The organism is Acidithiobacillus ferriphilus (assembly GCF_028215975.1).
Lineage (GTDB): Bacteria > Pseudomonadota > Gammaproteobacteria > Acidithiobacillales > Acidithiobacillaceae > Acidithiobacillus > Acidithiobacillus ferriphilus.
The window spans coordinates 1,059,178-1,076,796 of sequence record NZ_CP116458.1; the positions used below are offsets into that span (position 1 = coordinate 1,059,178).

Below are 17,619 nucleotides of genomic sequence, written 5' to 3' on the forward strand. Positions count from 1 at the left end.
TCCAAACCATGAGTGACAACCAGTTGTTTCTATGCGTATAAAACCGGGCACGCAATATGCTCATATCGTTTTGCGCCACCTAACTGTCACAGAGGTTCATCTTTAGAAGAAGGAGTATTATCATGTCACTAAAGCAGCAACTCGAAAGCGACTTTGAGGGTCACAAACGTTGGGCTCTCCGCCGTCAGATGGGTATCCCGAACAACCGTCGGTTGTGGGTGTGTGCCTGCATGGACGAGCGGTTACCTGTTGATGATGCGCTCGGAATTCGTGGCGATAGGGGAGATGCTCACGTCTTTCGCAATGCCGGCGGATTAATTACTGATGACGCCATCCGTTCGGCAATGCTTACCTGCAACTTCTTTGGCACGGAAGAGATTGTCATTATTAATCATACCGAATGTGGCATGATGTCGGCACAAACAGATACTATCGTAAAGTCATTGAAGGATAAGGGGATAGATTTGGATAATATTCAGCTCGACCCAGACTTGCCGGAATTGACGCTAAAGGCTGGAATGTTTGGCAAATGGGTGAAGATGTACCAAGATGTAGATGAAACCTGCGCGAGGCAGGTGGAATATATGCGTAAGCATCCTCTTATACCAAAGCATGTGACAATTAGTGGATGGATTTGGGAGGTCGAAACCGGGCATCTGCGTCCCCCACATTTTAGAATAGGAGAAAAAGTTAATACAGACAAGGCGATGGGTGCAAAATAGAGCATTATGAGTCATGAGTCATTAGGTGGTGCGCAAGAACTATAATTTTCGTGAGGGGTGATAAAATGCCTTTATTCAACTTGTCTTGTAGTTCATGTGGTACATTTTTTGAAAATCTGATGTCCTATAATGCCTCAAATCCGTGTTGTCCTAGCTGTGGCGGCTCGACCAATCGACAATTTGGTCTTCCAGCTATCAGAGGTCAAATGAGCATAGGTCGTGACTTGGCTGTGAAGTCCCTCAGGCATGATAGAGGGGCTTGCTCATGCTGCAAGGTGGAGAGCACTCATTCCCATATGTAAAGATGCTAAGTTCTGCCGCTGCCGAAGCTGCTATACTAAATCAAGCTTGCGCTTTCATCTAAGTATTCAGTGGGGGGTATATGACAATCCACCATCTTCCTAAAGGACAACTACTCTCGCAGGTGAGTTTTCTGCAAAGATTTTTAGCACAAAGTATCAAATCGTGCACTCAAACGCACGTCGCACAAAACATAAGTAGAGAGCATTGTATAGAGGTTTTGGGGCTGTCCGCTGCCGAATGTCTTGAAGCCTATATACGCTCTGAAAGAGGCGTTTCTGCGGACGATAATCTCGATATTACCCAATATGCAGACACTATAGTTGATTTGAAAAATAGGATCGGTGGTGGTTTTTCGGTTGAGGAGGTGTCGCCAAACGCAGTTAAAGTGATCAATTGTTGCTGCCCATTTGGAACATCGGTCAAGGAGTCTCCAGAATTATGTAGAATGACATCTAGTGTTTTTGGTGCTATAGCGGCTCGAAATTTCGGTTATGCTAAAGTCAACCTTATTAAGCGCATTGCCACCAACGACAGTAATTGTGAAATTGTTATCTACACGGATCAGGATGAGGCCTCAAAAGAATCGGGGACAGAATATGGTATTAAAGGCGGAAAAATAACTTCATCCATGACGGGGAATGTTATCAAGGGTGAAAGTGACTCCCTCAATCTTTGGTGTAAGGCAGCTGACATTGGATCAGAAAATAATAGATCTGTTGCCAAAAATATTATTGCAGAATCTAGGGCGATGAGCGCGGTATTTAGGACTGTTGAGCTCATTGCACCAACAAACACGAGCGTTGTCATTACAGGTGAAACAGGTACCGGTAAAGAGATTATTGCGCGACTAATACATGCTACGAGTGATAGAAGTGAAATGCCATTTATTGCCATAAATTGTGGTGCAATCCCAGAACAGCTTATAGAATCCGAGATTGTTGGTTTTGAACGCGGTGCTTTTACAGGTGCCAATCGTGAAAGACGAGGTATTTTTGAAAGAGCGAACAAAGGGACCGTATTCTTGGATGAGGTGAATTCTTTGCCTTATGCAGCACAGGTAAAATTGCTTCGGGTCCTCCAAGAAGGCGAGGTTGTGCGGGTTGGTGGTGAGCATTCACTAAGAGTTGATGTGCGGGTGATCGCCGCATCCAATCAACCATTACGACATCTTGTCGAGCAGAATTTATTCAGGAGAGACTTGTTTTACCGGTTGATGGTTATTGAAGTGCAAATCCCTCCTTTACGGGATAGGTTGGACGATATCGGACCACTTTGCGATCTGTTTCTGCAACGTCTCGCTGCTAAACACCATCATGTTCAGAAAATTTTAGGTCATGGAGCATGGAAACAAATATATTCATATGGCTGGCCAGGAAATGTCAGGCAGTTGGAGAATACCTTGGAAAGCTCGTTCCTGTTGAGCGAAAGTCATGTGATTGATTGTTTGGTTGGGAGCGAGTTCACCACTCCTGTCAGTGGCAATGAGTCTTTTCGTGACCGCCAAAAAGAAACAAGAATGTTCTCTGAGTCGCAGTTTTTGTTGGAGGTATTACTCAAAAATGGTGGTCGAGTACAAGATGCTGCGCTAGAATTAGGGATCACACCACGTGCCGTCTATAAGAAAATATCGACACTTGGTGTCAACCTGAGAGATATCCGCGCTAGTTTACGTATATAGGATTATTCATTCGTACATGACCAAGTCTCCTGCTAAACTGCAGGCGTATATTTTGGGGGAGTCATCATGGCCAAACTTTATATCATTTGTTTAAGCGGCGAGCGGGAGAAGTTGCAATTTGCGGCGATGGCGGCATCTGTAGCGGCCGTTTCGGGATCGGAAGTACATGTCTTCCTATCCATGAACGCCTTTCCCTATTTTGTGAAGGGACACCGCAAGGAGGCCCCGGCGGAAGGAGAGATGGGACAAATGATGGCCGGGCACAATGTGCCGCCGTTTTATCACATTTTTGAGCAAGCCGTGGAACTGGGGGATGCCAGGATATGGGCCTGTTCCATGGCCATGGATGTTATGGGGGTTAAGGCGGATGGCATGGAGGATATTGTCGCCGGTCCCATGGGACTCACCAAATTTCTCAGCGATGCCGAAGGGGCGCAGATCCTTACTTTTTGAAGCGATAATCTAACAACAAGCGCGAGCGAAGGAGTAACAGATGAGTGAAAGAGTCGTAGATGCCCGCGGCAGTTTTTGTCCCGGGCCTCTTATGGAGCTGATTTCCACCATGAAGGTGATGAGTGTGGGTGACACCCTGGAACTGTTGTCCACCGATGCCGGTTCCGCCGCAGACGTGCCGGAGTGGATCAAGAAAGTCGGCCATGAAATGCTGGATACCGAACAGGATAGCGAAGGCACCTGGCATATCCGGGTTCGTAAAGCCAAGTAACGCGACGTCCAAATAGTGCAGAGACAAACAAGGAGTGACATCATGAGAGTTCTCGTCATCGGTGGGGGTATGGGAGGCACGATTTTTGCGAATCTTCTTGCCCGCCGCATTCAACAGGAAATGAAAACCGGGAAGGCCCACATCACCATGCTCTCGGCCAGCTACGACCACGTCTATCAGCCTGGTTGGCTCTATGTTGCCATGGGGCGTGCGACCCCTGATGAACTCGTGCGCGAACAAGAAAGCCTGCTGGAGTCAGGCATTGAGTTCCATGTCGATCCCGTGGAGGAGTTTCATCTCGCCGACAACCATGTCAAGTGCAAGAGTGGCAAAGTCCATGAGTATGACATTATCGTCATTTCCACCGGCTCCCGTCCCGTGCCAGAAAATATTCCCGGCCTCAAGGAGAACTCCATCAATTGCTATACCGCGGAGAATGCTGTGGAGTTCTTCAAGCAACTCTCGGACTTCAAGGGCGGGCGCATCGCCGTCACCGTCGGTCTGCCGCACAAGTGTCCGATGATTCCATTGGAACTCACCTTCGCCATGCACGATTTCATCAAGGATCGTGGCCTGCTGGATAAAACCGAGTTCTACTACACCTATCCCATCGGTCGGGTCCATAGCTTGGAAAATGTGGCGAAGTGGGCGGCACCAGAATTCGACCGTATGGGAATCAAGTATGAAACGCTCTTCAATATGAAGGAAGTCGACGGTAAAAACGCCGAAGTGCTCAGTGAAGAAGGTGCTGCCGTCAAGTATGACCTGCTGGTGGCTGTGCCGCCGCACAAGGGCCAGGAAGTCATCGAGAAGAACGGTCTCGGTGAGAATGGCTGGATTCCCACCAACCGTACCTCCCTGCACATGGAAGGTGAACACGGTCAGAATGTCATTATCCTGGGGGACACCACCAACTTACCTATCAGCAAGGCCGGCTCGACGGCTCATTTTGAGGCGGAGACGGCAGCAGAAAATGTCGCGGCAATGATCAAGATAGGGCGACCGGTGCGCAGTTACGACGGCAAGGTCTTTTGCTTCATTGAGGCGGGCAAGGATCGCGCCACCTACGCCATGTTTGATTACCAAAACCCCCCGCAGCCCAAGGCGCCAAACGGTGCGGTCCATGCCTTTAAGATGGCCTATAACAAGCTCTATTGGGCCAGTGCCCGTGGTTTACTCTAAAGGAAAGGAGGTGATCTATGGCTGCCATAATATCAGAAGCCACCCACGAAGAATCGCTATCCAAAGCCCAAGAGGCTTTGACGCGTCTGGTAGAAAACGGCGATCTGGAACGTATTGTGCACTTGGCGCGGCTCGCTGGGGCCGCTCAGGACTCCATGAGTGATGAAATAGTCGGGCGGCTGGCGGGGCTAGCCAGCGACGGGCTCGATTTGCTGGACCGGATCAATCGCAGCCAGATCGTCCATGCCCTGCCCACCCTCTCCGCACTGCTGGAAAATGGTGACCTTGAGCGTATCGTGCATCTGGCGCGTATGGTCGGTGCCGCGCAGGACTCCATGAGCGACGAAATGGTGACCAGGATGGCGGGCATGGCCAGCGACGCCATGTGTCTGCTCGACCGTGCCACCCGTACCGGCGTCATGGACCGGCTGTTAGCTGTGGTGGAAAAAATGGATCAGGAGCATATCCTGACCGACTTCCTCTGCTGTCTGGCTGGGGCTACTGAAGAAGCGGCTCATACCCCCGCACCCAAGGGTGGTATCAGTGGACTCTGGGACCTCATGAAACAACCGGAAACCCAGCAGACCATCCAGTTCCTCATGCTGCTCGGCAAGCACTTTCGCTCCTGTCGCCTCAAGCCCTGAGCAAGGGGATGATAAAACGTGCTTATCGGCTTGTCTTTCAAAGCAACACCGCGGTAGCCGATGCTCGCGCGACTTATAGCGGTCAGATACGGCATAATTCAGAATGTCGGGGAATGAGATTGTCTTATGAATAACAATAAAAATATTAAATCAAACGACAAGATATTATCCGTAGCCCCCATGCTCGACTGGACAGACCGTCATTGTCGGTATTTTCTGCGTTTGTTATGCCCTTCCTGTGTGCTTTACACTGAGATGGTCACCACCAGTGCGCTTCTTCTGGGGCGTGATCCTGAGCGGTTTCTCGAATTCTCTGAGGCAGAGCACCCCCTGATTCTGCAGTTGGGTGGGGATGATCCAGCGGCGATGCGTGCGGCCGCGGCGATGGCGCATACCTATGGCTATGATGGGATCAATCTGAATGTGGGTTGTCCTTCGCCACGGGTGCAAAAGGGCCGCTTTGGGGCATGTCTGATGACGACGCCTGAGTTGGTCGCCGAGTTGGTGGCAGCGATGGGAGAAAGTGGCTTGCCTGTCAGCGTGAAGCATCGTCTCGGTCTGGATCGGGAAGAGGATTACGCGACGCTGCGTGCTTTCATCGAAATCGTTGCGATGGCGGGATGCCGACACTTCATTGTTCATGCGCGTAATGCCTGGCTGAAGGGGTTCAGTCCGGCTGAAAACCGTGACGTGCCGCCCTTGCGCTGGGATTGGGTGCATCAGTTGAAAAAAGAACTGCCACATCTGACCATCGAGATCAATGGAGGCTTTAACGAATTGACGGCGGTGACGGCGCAATTTTCCGCAGTGGATGGGGTCATGATCGGGCGTGCGGCCTATCATCATCCCCTACTGTTGGCGGAAATTGAACGTACCATGGGGCGTAGGGAGACTCTGCCAGTGCCCGAAGTGATCTTGTCGGGTTTGATAGAATATGCGGAGCAATGGGGAGAGGCGTTGCCCGCCCCGCGTTTGAGTCGCCATTTGCATGGGCTGCGCTTTGGGCAAAATGGCGCGGGAGCATGGCGGCGCTTTCTGGGTACCGCTGAAAGCGGTGAGAGCGCCGCAGAATTTCTGCGGCGCGGTATGCCGCTGTTAGATTGAAAGTCAGGCGAAGACGTGGTGGCTCATGGCCAGCAGACGCAGGGTGCGCTGATCGCGGATACGAAAGTACACACGGCTGGCTACCCGCCGCACCAGTACCAGACCACTGTCCTGCAGTAGGGCAAGATGCTGTGATGCATTACTGTGGCTGGTATTGATGGCTTTTACGAGGTTTTGCATGCTCATTTCACCGCGCCCCAACAGGCAGATAATCTTGTACCGCAAGGGGTGAGACATGGCTTTGATAACCTCGGAAAGTCGTTGAATTTCGCGTTCGGGAATAATGGGATTTTGCATCGTTAAGCTCCTTTATGATCAGGTTTTGACCTTCGCTTAAGCTGTAAGCATGGATCGTGCCATATCGTTTTAGTGATCTGAAATTATTATATTAAAGTGAAAAAATATCCGGGAAAACAAAGCTCGTACCGGGCCTGTCTGTAGACTACTGGCTACGCTTTTCCGAAGGTTGCCTTAGGATTATTGATTTTTATATAGTTTTTTCTGTTTGCAACAGACGACAGGCGGGGTAATGGCGGAGCGCGGGTGGTCTCCGCCATTCGATTCGACTTAGATTTGATTGCGCCAGTACTGATCTTCTTTATCCATGATCCGGGTGGCCTCGTCTGGTCCCCAGGAGCCGGCAGGGTAGGTGAGGATGTAGTCGGTCTCCCGTCCCCAGGACTTGATGATGGGGTCGACGACACGCCAAGCCCATTCGACCTCGTCAAAGCGAATGAACAGGGCTTTGTCGCCTTGCATCACATCCAGCAGCAGGGCCTCATAAGCATCCAGTTCCTGTTCCCCTTCTTTGCGATAGGATGCGTTGAGTTGCACGGGACGGGCGCGCATTTCCAGACCGGGTTCCTTGATCTGGATTTCGATTTTAAGGCTTTCGGGCTCGAGGGAAAGTAATATCCAGTTGGGTTCAATGCGCTCAATGCTGGTTTCGCGAAAAAGTTGCTGTGGCGTATGGCGAAAGCGGATCGCGACGCTGGAGGTTTTGGCGGTGAGGCGTTTGCCGGTACGTAAGTAAAATGGCACGCCGCGCCAGCGCCAGTTATCGATGTAAAATTTGGCGGCGACAAAGGTTTCTGTTACCGAGTTGAGTTCAACTCCCGCCTCGTCCTGATAGCCGGGAACATGTTTGTTGTGGACAACGCCAGGCCCATACTGCGCGCGCATGGCATAGGCGGTGACGGCCGATTTGGGAATAGGGCGGATGGAACGCAGGACTTTGACTTTTTCGTCGCGCAGGCTGTCCGCCTCCAGCGACGGCGGTGGTTCCATGGCGATCAGCGTCAGAATTTGCATCAGGTGATTTTGCAGCATATCGCGCAGGGCACCGGCTTGATCATAATAGCCGGCCCGGTTTTCAATGCCGATATCTTCGGCCACGGTTATCTGGACGTGGTCGATGTAATTGCGGTTCCAGACCGCCTCGATGGGTAAGTTGGCAAAGCGAAAAACCAGCAGATTCTGGACAATTTCTTTGCCAAGATAGTGATCGATACGATAAATCTGGTCTTCGCGGAAGTGGCGATGCAGTTGCTCATTGAGCTGTACGGCGCTTTCCAGATCATCACCGAAGGGTTTTTCAATCACGATGCGGTAGTCGCCATCCTGGTTAAATCCGGCCTCGGAGAGACGCTGTACCACTGGAATAAAATCGGCGGGACGAATGGCGAGATAAAAAATGGTGTCCGCTGGCTTTTCGGCCCCTTCCGGAGTCAGCAGGTTGCGGAGTCTGGCGTAAGATTCCGGCTCATGGATTTCACCGCGCACATATTCAAAATGCCTGTAGAAATCAGCAAAATGGTCGGCTTGATAATTGCTGGCATAGGTTTCCATCTGCTCCTGAAGAAAATCTTGCCAGGCCTTGTCGTCCCAGGGACGTCGTCCAAAGGCGAGAATCCGCAACTCGTCAGGCATTCTGCCTGCGCAATGCAGATGATACAGTGCGGGGAGAAGTTTTTTGCTGGCGAGATCACCGGTAGCCCCAAAAATGACGAACTGACAATTACAGTTACTCATTCAGTCCTCCTTTTGCACGGCATGGCCGCCAAACTGGTTACGCATCATCGCCAGGAGTTTGGCGGCGTAGCCGTCGCGCCCCTGAGAGGCCCAGCGCATCTGCAGAGCGAGGGTGATGACCGGCGCGGGAATTTTCAGTGCGAGAGCTGCCTGCGCGGTCCACAAACCTTCGCCGGAATCCGCCACCACGGGCGCGATGTCGGCGAGCACCTGATCTTTGGCGAGGGTGTCGGCGGTAAGGTCGAGGAGCCAGGAGCGGACGACGCTGCCGTAGCGCCACATTTCGGCCACCTTGGCGAGATCCAGTCCGAATTCGGTTTTGCCCTGTAGGATGGCGAAGCCTTCGGCGAGGGCTTGCATCATTCCGTATTCGATACCGTTGTGGACCATTTTGACAAAATGACCACTACCAACCGGCCCACAATGCAGCCAGCCTTTGTCGGTGCCCGGCGCCAGTGCCTCCAGAAAAGGCGTTACCTGAGTTACGGCTTCCTGGCTACCGCCGACCATCAGGGCATATCCCTCCTGTAGACCCCAGACACCGCCAGAAACACCGGCATCTACGTAATTCACCCCCGCCGCTTCCACTTTTTTGGATTGGGCGATGGAGTCCTCATAAAAGGCATTCGCGCCGTTAATCAGTATGTCACCCCTGTTCAACAAGGGAAGAATGGAGTCGATATGACTTTGGGTGGCCTCTCCGGCGGGGAGCATGAGCCAAACGATCCGGCGGCCGGGCAAGGCCTGAACGAGGGCTTCCAGACTTTCGGCAGCGTGCATGCCTGTTTCTTTAGCCAGATCAGTGGCTTTTTCGGTATGGCGATTGTAAACGGTGACTTCCAGACCCTTGCGGTGCAGGCGCCTCGCCATATTGGCACCCATTCGACCTAAGCCGACCATTCCGATACTTTTGTTACCCATTGCTTGCTCCTTTGCGTACACGCCTGGTCGAAAATGTTATCTTTAAGTATAGGCGCATAAGCTGGGGGGCATCTTCAACCTGCGGTGAGTTGCGCGAAGATTTTGTCTTTACAAGGGAAATGCAATGATACTTGGTACACCGCTTTCTGCTTCCGCTACCCGGTTACTCATGCTCGGTGCGGGCGAGCTGGGTAAAGAAGTCCTTATTGCCGCACAACGTTTGGGGGTGGAGACTGTTGCGGTGGATCGTTACGCCGATGCGCCGGCCATGCAAGTCGCCCATCGTTCCCATGTGTTGGATATGACCGATCCAGAGGCCATTCTGGCCATTGTCAAACGCGAGCGTCCGCGCTTTGTGGTGCCGGAAATCGAGGCTATTGCGACTCCCGCACTGGCGGCAATCGAGGCGCTGGGGTTGGCCACCGTGGTGCCCTCGGCTCGGGCAGTACGGTTAACCATGGACCGCGAGGGCATCCGCCGCCTCGCTGCGGAAGAGTTGGGCTTGCCGACATCGCCGTATCGTTTCGCGGGGACACTGGCAGAGTTGGAAGAGGCGGCAATAATGCTGGGCTTTCCCTGTGTGATCAAGCCGGTTATGTCTTCCAGTGGTAAGGGGCAGTCCGTAGTGCGCGGCGCGACGGAACTGGCGCTGGCTTGGCAGGAGGCGCAGACGGCGGGCCGCGTCGGCGGTCAGCGGATCATCGTCGAGGGCTTTGTCGACTTCGATTTCGAGATCACGCTGCTGACGGTGCGCTCTGCCTTTGGGACGACGTTTTGTGCGCCTATCGGACATCGTCAGGAAGCCGGTGATTATGTGGAATCCTGGCAGCCGCAGCCGATGCGTGAGGCAGTTTTGCGGCAGGCGGAAAAGATGGCGGAATTGGTGACTGATAATCTGGGCGGACGGGGGCTGTATGGGGTGGAGTTTTTTGTGCGCGGCGAAGATGTCATCTTCAGTGAACTCTCACCCCGGCCCCATGATACGGGTCTGGTGACCCTGGCCAGTCAGCGGCAGAACGAGTTCGACCTGCACCTGCGTGCCATTTTGGGTTTGCCGGTCGATCCGGGCTTCCGGCGTCCGGCGGCTTCTGCGGTGATTCGCGGGAAGGATCTGGGTTGGGGGCCGGAATATTCAGGATTGGAGGAGGCGCTGGCCGTGCCGGAAAGTGATCTGCGGCTTTTCGGCAAGCCGACAGCCAGCAAGCTCAGGCGCCTCGGGGTGGGTATAGCTGGTGCCGATGATGTGGAGGAAGCCCGGAGGCGCGCCCGTCGAGTGGCTGCGGCGATAATAATCAGTCCTGCGTCCTGATCGGGGTTAATCCTGGTGGGGTACTAGGGTAACGCGCCCTCAGTTTCGGGAGCGGTCTGTCTGGCCGTTGATAAAAGCGCTGATGCGGTCCAGGGCCATTTCCAGATTCTTATCGCTGGTCGCAAAGGACAGACGGATGTGGCCGGGTGTACCAAAGGCTGAGCCGGGTACTACTGCCACTCCGGCCTCCAGCAAGGCTTCAGCGAGGGCAAGATCGTCACGCAGGCCTTTCGCCGCTATGACTTCGCGAAATCCCGGAAAGCTGTAAAAGGTACCATCGGAGGGCATGGCGGCGACGCCGGGCAATGCTTTCAGGCGGTCGTAGACATATTGGTGGCGCCGCTTGAAGGCATGCACCATTTCGTGGATGGCGCTGTCGCCACCTTCCAACGCCGCCTGGGCGGCCACCTGGGCGATGGAGGTGGGATTGGAGGTGCTTTGGGACTGTACCGTATTCATCGCGGTGATCAGCTCCTTGGGGCCAGCACAGTAGCCGATGCGCCATCCGGTCATGGCATAGGCTTTGGACACGCCATTCATGATGATGCAGCGCGGGGTCAGATCCGGGCAAGCATTGGCGATGTTGACGAAGTCTTCATCGTAGAAACGGATTTTCTCATACATGTCATCGCTGGCGATGAGGATATGCGGATGACGGCGGAGTACTTCACCCAGTGCTTCCAGTTCCGGGCGACTGTAGGCCACGCCGGAGGGGTTGGAGGGGCTGTTGATGACCAGCAGGCGGGTGCTGGGGGTGATCGCCTCTTCCAGTTGCTCCGGGCTGATCTTGAAACGCCGGCTGGCGTCGGTATCGATGATGACGGGCCGCGCTTCAGCCAGCAGCACGATGTCCGGATAAGATACCCAGTAAGGCGCGGGAATGATGACTTCGTCGTCGGCATCCAGAAGCGCCTGACAAAGATTGAAGAAGCTTTGCTTGCCACCGACGGAAACGAGAATTTCGTCGGGATGGTATGACAAATGGTTGTCATGGGCGAATTTGCCGATGATAGCGGCCTTCAACTCCGGTGTGCCGCCGACGGCGGTATATTTGGTGAAGCCCCGGTGGATGGCGGCGATGGCTGCTTCCTTGATGTACTCCGGGGTGTCGAAGTCCGGTTCGCCAGCACCCAGGCTGACAATGTCCTTCCCTGCGCGGCGCAGTTGTTGGGCACGGGCAGTGACCGCAAGCGTGGGGGAGAGGCGCACCGCATTCACGCGGCGAGAAAGGCGGATATCCACGATCATCAACTCCAGGGGCAAACTTATCGGGCGCGAGAAATGCGCGCAAGAGCGCAAATGATAAGCATCCTTCGACTAAAATCAACTGTTTTGCGCAAGGCCGCTATTTGCCGGGATGTGGGGTGTGAAAGGTTGACGTTTTTGGGTACTTCTATTTGGCTCTGCGGTGGGTAGTGATTGTGGCGAATTCTCTTCGGCGGTTATCGGGGAGAACTGGCGAAATGGAGGGCGTCCACGGCCAGCAAGCAGGGGATCCGCTGGTGGAATAGACGCAAGTGGACAAGTTGAATTTGGCCGTGTTGCACCACGAAGTGGGGATTGGGGTACTGGCGGATTTTCTGCTCTATGCGCTGATGGCGATTTCTCTGGCCGCCCTCGGCGAACTGCTCTGTCCGCTTTATCGTCAGTTTGCGCAATTGCAGCGTTTACATGTGAAAATGGAAGATGGGCCGGAACTCCAAAAAATTCGTGCATGATCGGGATTCGCGAACTAAAGTTGGGACGAAGAGTCTCATTTCCGGTATATGAGTGGCAATCTAGGGAGGGAGGCCCTGTATGAGTACGGATTTTGAGCGGAATACGGCCTGGATCAGACGGGCACAAACAGACATGAAGGCCTTTGTGGAAGGGTTGGCCGCGCGTCTTGAGGGTGACGTGCCGGGTTTTGTGGAGGTAGAGCGCAAGAAGGATGGATTTTTTGCGAAAACCAGCCACATTGAGTCCATTACTATCCATACTAATAATAACGACTATATTCTCAAAAAAGAGGGCGCCCATATCAGCACGGTGCGCGCGAAAACCGTACGTGGCGTAGTGCTCAAACACGAAGATTTATCGTTATCCGTCTGGCTGGAAAGCTTGGTTGCCGACCTGGCTGATCTCTCCGGCGAAATGCGGGGCGCCAGCGATACCTTACACGACTTTCTTATGGGGTGATTTGAAGGAGGGGTTATGTCCATTTGGGACAAGATCAAACACGGCATCGAGGAAGTCGCACATGACGCCCAGCGTGCCGCAGAAAATATCGGTCAGAGCACCAGCAAAGGCATCCGCTCACAAACCCCCGAAGAAATGCAGCGTGACTCCGAATGGGAGTTGGCGCTGCGCCAACACCGCCTCCCTTCTTTCGTTCAAAGCCGCATGTTTCAGACCAGCCAAGGGCAATTGCCCTGGATCAGTACGGCGCGGGCGTCTGAGTTGCTGTTGCAGCGTAGCCACGGCGTACAACCCATTGGTATGGTGACCGGCAACTGCTGGTACCATTTTGGGTATTCTTGGACCCAGGGGCACTATGATGGTTGGCACATGGCGGTAGAGCGCATGCGCCTGGAGGCACTGGCCATGGGTGCGAATGCCATCGTCGATGTACGGATGAAAGTGCATCATGGTGAGCACGAAGATATGGATTATGGCGTTACCGGCACGGCCATCCGCATTCGCGGGCTGCCACCGTCTGCGGAGCCGGTCGTAGCTACTGTTTCGGCACTGGAATTTGTCCGGTTGCTGGAAGATGGAGTGGTGCCCGTGGGCATCGCTATCGGTGCTAATTTTGACTGGTACAGCCCGTGGATGGGTACCGTTGCCGTGCAGGCCGCTCAGTCCTCCCCCTTTGCGGCACGTTACTGGAATATGGAAATCACCGACCTGTCGGCATTCCAGGAAAATGTCCGCCGTCGCGCCCTCTATGATTTACGTGAAGACGGGCGGCGTATGGCGGCCGCAGTGTTGGCGCATACCAGCACTACCCAGATGTTTCGGGTTGCCGCCGATCAGAATAATCCGGAACGCTTTCTGTGCCGTCACATCAGTATTGGCACGGCCATCAGTTATTTGCCGAAAAACACCCCCCGGCACGAGTTGATTCCGATGATTTCTCTTGTTGACCACTCATTGAAAAGTGCCGCCACGACACGAAAGGATCTTATATGACCGATACTACGGAACAACTGGCTCCCCATGCCGTCGAACGTCTGAAGGGTTTGCGCTCGCAGGGCAGCCACGAAGGCATATTTACCTCCGATCTCTCCGTCAACGAATTCGTCATGGTCCGCAAGGCCAATTTTGAGCCTTTAGGGCTGGTGGTGGGATCCTGCATTTACCACATGGGTATTCAGTATGGTAACTGGAATCAGAACATGGAGATGGATGTGTTGTCCCAGGCGATGTATCAAGCCCGCGAACTGGCTATGAGTCGCATGGAACAGGAGGCTACCTTGCTACAGGCGGACGGTATTGTCGGTGTGCGTCTGGAAGTCAAACGCATGGAATGGGATCAGGATATTCTCGAATTCATGGCGATCGGTACGGCTATCGCGCATCGCAGCGGCGCCTCTGGATTCAAGGGGGTAGGGGGTAAACCTTTTACCAGTGATCTCAGTGGGCAGGATTTCTGGATGTTGCTGCAGGCGGGTTATCGGCCGATGGAAATGGTAATGGGCTCCTGTGTATACCATGTGGCCCACCAGAGTTTTTTGCAATCCATGGGTAATATAGGGCGCAATACAGAAATGGAGCAATTTACGCAGGCCATGTATGACGCGCGTGAACTGGCCATGGAGCGTATGCAGCATGAGGCACAGGAGGCCCAGGCGGATGGCATTACCGGAGTGCAACTGCATGAAGGCAGCCACAACTGGAAACCGCATATCATTGAGTTTTTTGCGGTGGGTACAGCGGTGAAGGCCATGGACAACGCGGATGCCCTGGTCGACGCCCTGAGCCCGCAACTGGTGATCCCGGTGAATGATTGATGCAATGAACAGCGCGACGCCGTCGTAAGGAGTGATCTGATGTCGATATTTAAACGTGCCGCAGAGATACTGGAAGGCAAAGTGAATCATTTTCTCGATAATGCGGAAGACCCGGGGGAAAGCCTAGACTTGTCCTATGAAAAAATGATTACGAATTTGCAGGATACCAAAAGGCATCTTGCCGATGTGGTGACCGAGCGTGTCTCTTTGGAAAATCAGATGGCGCAGGCGCAGAAGGCCGTCGACAAAGCGGATGCGGACGCGCGAATGGCCCTAGAAGCCAATCGGGAAGACCTGGCGCGCGCTGAATTAGCCCAGAAGCAGTCTGAATTGCAGAAGATCGCTTCCTTCAAGGAAGCGCATGATACGGTGGCGGCTCAGGCGCAAAAGCTGACGGATTACGAGAATAAGCTTCAGGAGCATATAGAGCGGTTCAGAACGCAAAAGGAGATCACCAAGAGTGAACTGACGGCAGCGCAGGCGGAGGTCAAAGTCAGCCAGGCACTCACGGGCATTGACAAGGATATGGATGGCGCCGGTGATGCCATGCGTCGCGCTCAGGATCGTGCCCAGCACATGGAGGCCAAGGCAGTGGCGATGGATGGCCTGATGGAGTCTGGTGCGCTGAATGATCCTTTTGATAGCCGCAGTCAGACCGAGAAAGAGATGGACAAGGTGCGTGCGACGAGCGGTGTGGATGATGATCTCGCCAGGCTCAAGGCGGAAATGGCGAAGAATAAGGACACATCGGAGGGCGGTATCACCGGTGGTTGAGGGCTCCGATAGGTGCCGTGGCAGAGGAATTGACCGACCCCCCGTCTGTAGGTATATTACGCCCTCCACGCGCTCGTAGCTCAGCTGGATAGAGCAACTGGCTACGAACCAGTAGGTCGGGAGTTCGACTCTCTCCGAGCGCACCATAAAGTAAGGGCATTGAGGTATTCCTCTCTGCCCTTTTATTTTTGAGACCCTCATGTTTATGGCTTCGGCTACCTTTGCTCCAATCTGGCCACTTTGTGAAGGAGGTAACCGTTGCGCATTGGTAGGACTGTTCAGCATGCCTCCGCCGTAGATACCACTCAGATCACTGCCTTGTTCTCGCCCTGCAGGACATGGCGATACCGGCTCACTCTCCCGTTTTCCGGCCGCAAGGGGAGCATGCTTACGATTTTCCTGAAAAACCCTTCCAGTGCAAGCGAGATGACCGCTGACAAGACCGTACGCACTGCTTCAGAGTATGTCTGGCGCCATTTCCCGCAAGCGGGCGGGCTACATGTTTTGAATCTTTACGCCTTACGCGGCACTGATAGCAAGGAAGTAGGCGGCACGCTGAGACAACAGGGAGAGGCCTATGTCATTGGTCCGGAAAATGACGCCGTCATTATTGCCTGGGGTGGCCATGCGGGTATTCCGCCCGTCTCCTACGATCGGCGCGTGGAGCACTGCCTCGGTATATTGGACAAAAGTAAATCGGTTATCTGGAGAAATGAGAGAAGGGGATCAGAAAAATATCCATTTCATGCGTGCTATTGGGCTTATGACGACTATCTAACACTCGTACGGATGCCTTAGCGGCAAAATCGGCATCAGGGCGACACACGGATGATCATGACTGCCAGAACGAGCGTGATACTCAGCAGAATGACACCATAGAGGCCGTAGAGAAATTTGTGGACATGATAAGAACCCTCGTCCACTTTTTTGACCGTGCGAATGAAGTTGATGCCTCCGATCACCAGATTGGTGATGCCGAGAAGAATAAAGATGATCCCCATCCCGGAGAATCCTTCTCCCATGACGAGCTTGGTGTGCAGCATGGTGGAGAGCTGCTCCAGAAAGAAGTCGAACTTCTCAATGACAAAGCCAAAGGCAATCAGGCCGATACCGGTTCGCACCCAAGCCAGGAAGGTGCGTTCGGCGGCCATGTAAATGCGCGGATCAATGATTTCTTTTGCAGCCACAGGGAGTCCTTTTTCGATGTGTTCCAAGTCCGACATAAAGCGAAATCCTACCACAAAAACCAGGGCGATGGCGGGCCAAGTCAGCCAGTTGAAAAGTTCGGTAAAGAAATGTGCCAATGTTGCATAATGCAGCGCTTTAAATAGTACCGCCAGACGCGCGGAAACCAGGCCAGTGCCGATAGCAACGAAGAGGAGTTTGAAATAGCCCAGATAGGTGCGCTCCAGGGCCATGTAAAGTCGTGGTTCCTGAACCGTTGGCAGGTGTCTCAGGAACATCATGGATAGGGTGACCGTCGCTGATAGGGCATCTGAGGCACCATGTGGAGTGATAGCGGTTGGCAGTCTAACGTGAAAAAAAGGATGTGAGAAGGTCGAAAGCGTTTGACCTTGATGCCTTTGATTGGTATTTTATGCCGTCTCCAGATGAGCTTGCTCATTTTGGGCGGTTAGCTCAGCGGTAGAGCACTGCCTTCACACGGCAGGGGTCGCAGGTTCAAACCCTGCACCGCCCACCAAATACTCCCGCAACCGGTGACTGGTATAGCCGATCGCGCCGGCAAATGGCTTCACGGATATTCGCCTGGGCCACCGCCGGGTTGATGTCACACGGGGCAGCCTGAGATTGAACTCCCGCCTTCTGACGGCAAAGCGACGGTTTCCATCTAGCGCAGTACGCCCAATTTCGATTCGGGCTCGCAGAGCCGGTTGAGGACCAGCACCCGGGTCAGAACTTCCACATCGTCCGGCGGGGAAGAAACCGCTTGCGTCGCGGCGGGTGCCTGCCCGCTGACCTTCATCAGACCCTGAATCACGGCATTCAACTGACTATCGACCTGGTCCAGCCGCCCCAGTGTGGCGACGGTATGCTTTTTGGTCTTTCCGGCACCCCGGCATCAGAAGTTTTAGAAATTCGACGTTGAAGCCCCTGTGAATACTGGGGCAGCGTTACGAAATAGACGATTTTTGCCGATGAACCGTCGAACTCGGGGGCAGGTTCGACCAGTTGCATTTTCAATGCATATCATTATGTTACGTTTTTATGTGATAT

20 protein-coding genes, 2 tRNA genes and 1 pseudogene are annotated in these 17,619 nt (G+C 53.6%); 17 read left to right on the forward strand and 6 right to left on the reverse strand.

The genetic code is table 11. The features are described 5' to 3' along the window. Positions 1–122 precede the first annotated feature (122 nt). The 8 genes from PJU76_RS05245 (at position 123) to dusA (ending at position 6,357) form a co-directional block, all read left to right on the forward strand. Positions 123–722, forward strand: a complete 600-nt coding sequence (locus PJU76_RS05245; protein WP_271780774.1) for a beta-class carbonic anhydrase — start codon at positions 123–125, stop codon at positions 720–722. A gap of 65 nt (positions 723–787) precedes the next feature. Next, positions 788–1,024 (forward strand): FmdB family zinc ribbon protein, encoded by a 237-nt coding sequence (locus PJU76_RS13715; RefSeq protein ID WP_408629750.1) that lies wholly within the window; start codon positions 788–790, stop codon positions 1,022–1,024. Between the two features lie 80 nt (positions 1,025–1,104). Further along, a complete protein-coding gene (locus PJU76_RS05250; RefSeq protein ID WP_271780775.1) occupies positions 1,105–2,703 on the forward strand; it encodes a sigma-54 interaction domain-containing protein in 1,599 nt (532 codons plus the stop codon). Positions 2,704–2,769: 66 nt separating this feature from the next. Beyond that, the gene (locus PJU76_RS05255) at positions 2,770–3,156 is read left to right on the forward strand and encodes a DsrE/DsrF/DrsH-like family protein (RefSeq protein WP_271780776.1); all 387 of its coding nucleotides are present in this window, start codon (positions 2,770–2,772) and stop codon (positions 3,154–3,156) included. A gap of 40 nt (positions 3,157–3,196) precedes the next feature. After that, on the forward strand, positions 3,197–3,427 hold the full coding sequence (locus tag PJU76_RS05260) for a sulfurtransferase TusA family protein (protein WP_064218829.1): 231 nt from the start codon (positions 3,197–3,199) through the stop codon (positions 3,425–3,427). A 42-nt stretch (positions 3,428–3,469) separates the two neighbouring features. Continuing rightward, the gene (locus PJU76_RS05265) at positions 3,470–4,609 is read left to right on the forward strand and encodes an NAD(P)/FAD-dependent oxidoreductase (RefSeq protein WP_271780777.1); all 1,140 of its coding nucleotides are present in this window, start codon (positions 3,470–3,472) and stop codon (positions 4,607–4,609) included. Between the two features lie 17 nt (positions 4,610–4,626). After that, the gene (locus tag PJU76_RS05270; RefSeq protein WP_271780778.1) at positions 4,627–5,253 is read left to right on the forward strand and encodes a hypothetical protein; all 627 of its coding nucleotides are present in this window, start codon (positions 4,627–4,629) and stop codon (positions 5,251–5,253) included. A 126-nt stretch (positions 5,254–5,379) separates the two neighbouring features. Beyond that, entirely contained in the window at positions 5,380–6,357 is a 978-nt protein-coding gene (gene dusA, locus PJU76_RS05275; RefSeq protein WP_271780779.1) for a tRNA dihydrouridine(20/20a) synthase DusA, read from the forward strand. 3 nt (positions 6,358–6,360) lie between these two features. Here dusA and PJU76_RS05280 read toward each other — a convergent pair whose 3' ends face one another. The 3 genes from PJU76_RS05280 to gnd form a co-directional block, all read right to left on the reverse strand. Further along, positions 6,361–6,654: an ArsR/SmtB family transcription factor gene (locus PJU76_RS05280; RefSeq protein ID WP_014028775.1), complete on the reverse strand. Its 294-nt coding sequence runs from the start codon at positions 6,652–6,654 to the stop codon at positions 6,361–6,363. A gap of 270 nt (positions 6,655–6,924) precedes the next feature. After that, positions 6,925–8,388, reverse strand: a complete 1,464-nt coding sequence (gene zwf, locus PJU76_RS05285; protein WP_271780780.1) for a glucose-6-phosphate dehydrogenase — start codon at positions 8,386–8,388, stop codon at positions 6,925–6,927. Then, complete coding sequence (gnd, locus tag PJU76_RS05290; protein WP_271780781.1) at positions 8,389–9,309, reverse strand: phosphogluconate dehydrogenase (NAD(+)-dependent, decarboxylating); 921 nt, start codon at positions 9,307–9,309, stop codon at positions 8,389–8,391. A gap of 124 nt (positions 9,310–9,433) precedes the next feature. Here gnd and purT point away from each other — a divergent pair, with 124 nt between their 5' ends. Then, complete coding sequence (gene purT / locus PJU76_RS05295) at positions 9,434–10,618, forward strand: formate-dependent phosphoribosylglycinamide formyltransferase (RefSeq protein WP_271780782.1); 1,185 nt, start codon at positions 9,434–9,436, stop codon at positions 10,616–10,618. Between the two features lie 39 nt (positions 10,619–10,657). Here the strand turns inward: purT and PJU76_RS05300 are convergent, their stop codons facing one another. Next, positions 10,658–11,866: a pyridoxal phosphate-dependent aminotransferase gene (locus PJU76_RS05300; protein ID WP_271780783.1), complete on the reverse strand. Its 1,209-nt coding sequence runs from the start codon at positions 11,864–11,866 to the stop codon at positions 10,658–10,660. Positions 11,867–12,135: 269 nt separating this feature from the next. On the opposite strand from PJU76_RS05300, the gene PJU76_RS05305 reads away from it, so the two are divergent. From PJU76_RS05305 to PJU76_RS05335, 7 genes are all read left to right on the forward strand, one after another. Then, on the forward strand, positions 12,136–12,336 hold the full coding sequence (locus PJU76_RS05305; RefSeq protein ID WP_271780784.1) for a hypothetical protein: 201 nt from the start codon (positions 12,136–12,138) through the stop codon (positions 12,334–12,336). A 79-nt stretch (positions 12,337–12,415) separates the two neighbouring features. After that, complete coding sequence (locus tag PJU76_RS05310; protein ID WP_215861066.1) at positions 12,416–12,796, forward strand: hypothetical protein; 381 nt, start codon at positions 12,416–12,418, stop codon at positions 12,794–12,796. A gap of 15 nt (positions 12,797–12,811) precedes the next feature. Further along, positions 12,812–13,789, forward strand: coding sequence for a heavy metal-binding domain-containing protein (locus PJU76_RS05315; RefSeq protein WP_271780785.1), 978 nt, complete (start codon positions 12,812–12,814; stop codon positions 13,787–13,789). Continuing rightward, a complete protein-coding gene (locus PJU76_RS05320; protein ID WP_271780786.1) occupies positions 13,786–14,610 on the forward strand; it encodes a heavy metal-binding domain-containing protein in 825 nt (274 codons plus the stop codon). Before PJU76_RS05315 ends, PJU76_RS05320 begins: the two co-directional genes overlap by 4 nt. 39 nt (positions 14,611–14,649) lie before the next feature. Continuing rightward, positions 14,650–15,384: a PspA/IM30 family protein gene (locus PJU76_RS05325; protein ID WP_271780787.1), complete on the forward strand. Its 735-nt coding sequence runs from the start codon at positions 14,650–14,652 to the stop codon at positions 15,382–15,384. 69 nt (positions 15,385–15,453) lie between these two features. Continuing rightward, positions 15,454–15,530: transfer RNA gene (locus PJU76_RS05330), tRNA-Arg, on the forward strand. 172 nt (positions 15,531–15,702) lie between these two features. Beyond that, a complete protein-coding gene (locus PJU76_RS05335) occupies positions 15,703–16,182 on the forward strand; it encodes a DUF1643 domain-containing protein (protein WP_271780994.1) in 480 nt (159 codons plus the stop codon). A 14-nt stretch (positions 16,183–16,196) separates the two neighbouring features. Here the strand turns inward: PJU76_RS05335 and PJU76_RS05340 are convergent, their stop codons facing one another. Continuing rightward, the gene (locus PJU76_RS05340) at positions 16,197–16,802 is read right to left on the reverse strand and encodes a YidH family protein (protein ID WP_226817574.1); all 606 of its coding nucleotides are present in this window, start codon (positions 16,800–16,802) and stop codon (positions 16,197–16,199) included. A gap of 209 nt (positions 16,803–17,011) precedes the next feature. Here PJU76_RS05340 and PJU76_RS05345 point away from each other — a divergent pair. After that, positions 17,012–17,086: transfer RNA gene (locus tag PJU76_RS05345), tRNA-Val, on the forward strand. Between the two features lie 150 nt (positions 17,087–17,236). On the opposite strand, the pseudogene PJU76_RS05350 reads toward PJU76_RS05345, so the two are convergent. Beyond that, a pseudogene (locus PJU76_RS05350) lies at positions 17,237–17,455 on the reverse strand (IS1634 family transposase); the annotation flags it as partial. Positions 17,456–17,619: the final 164 nt, after the last annotated feature.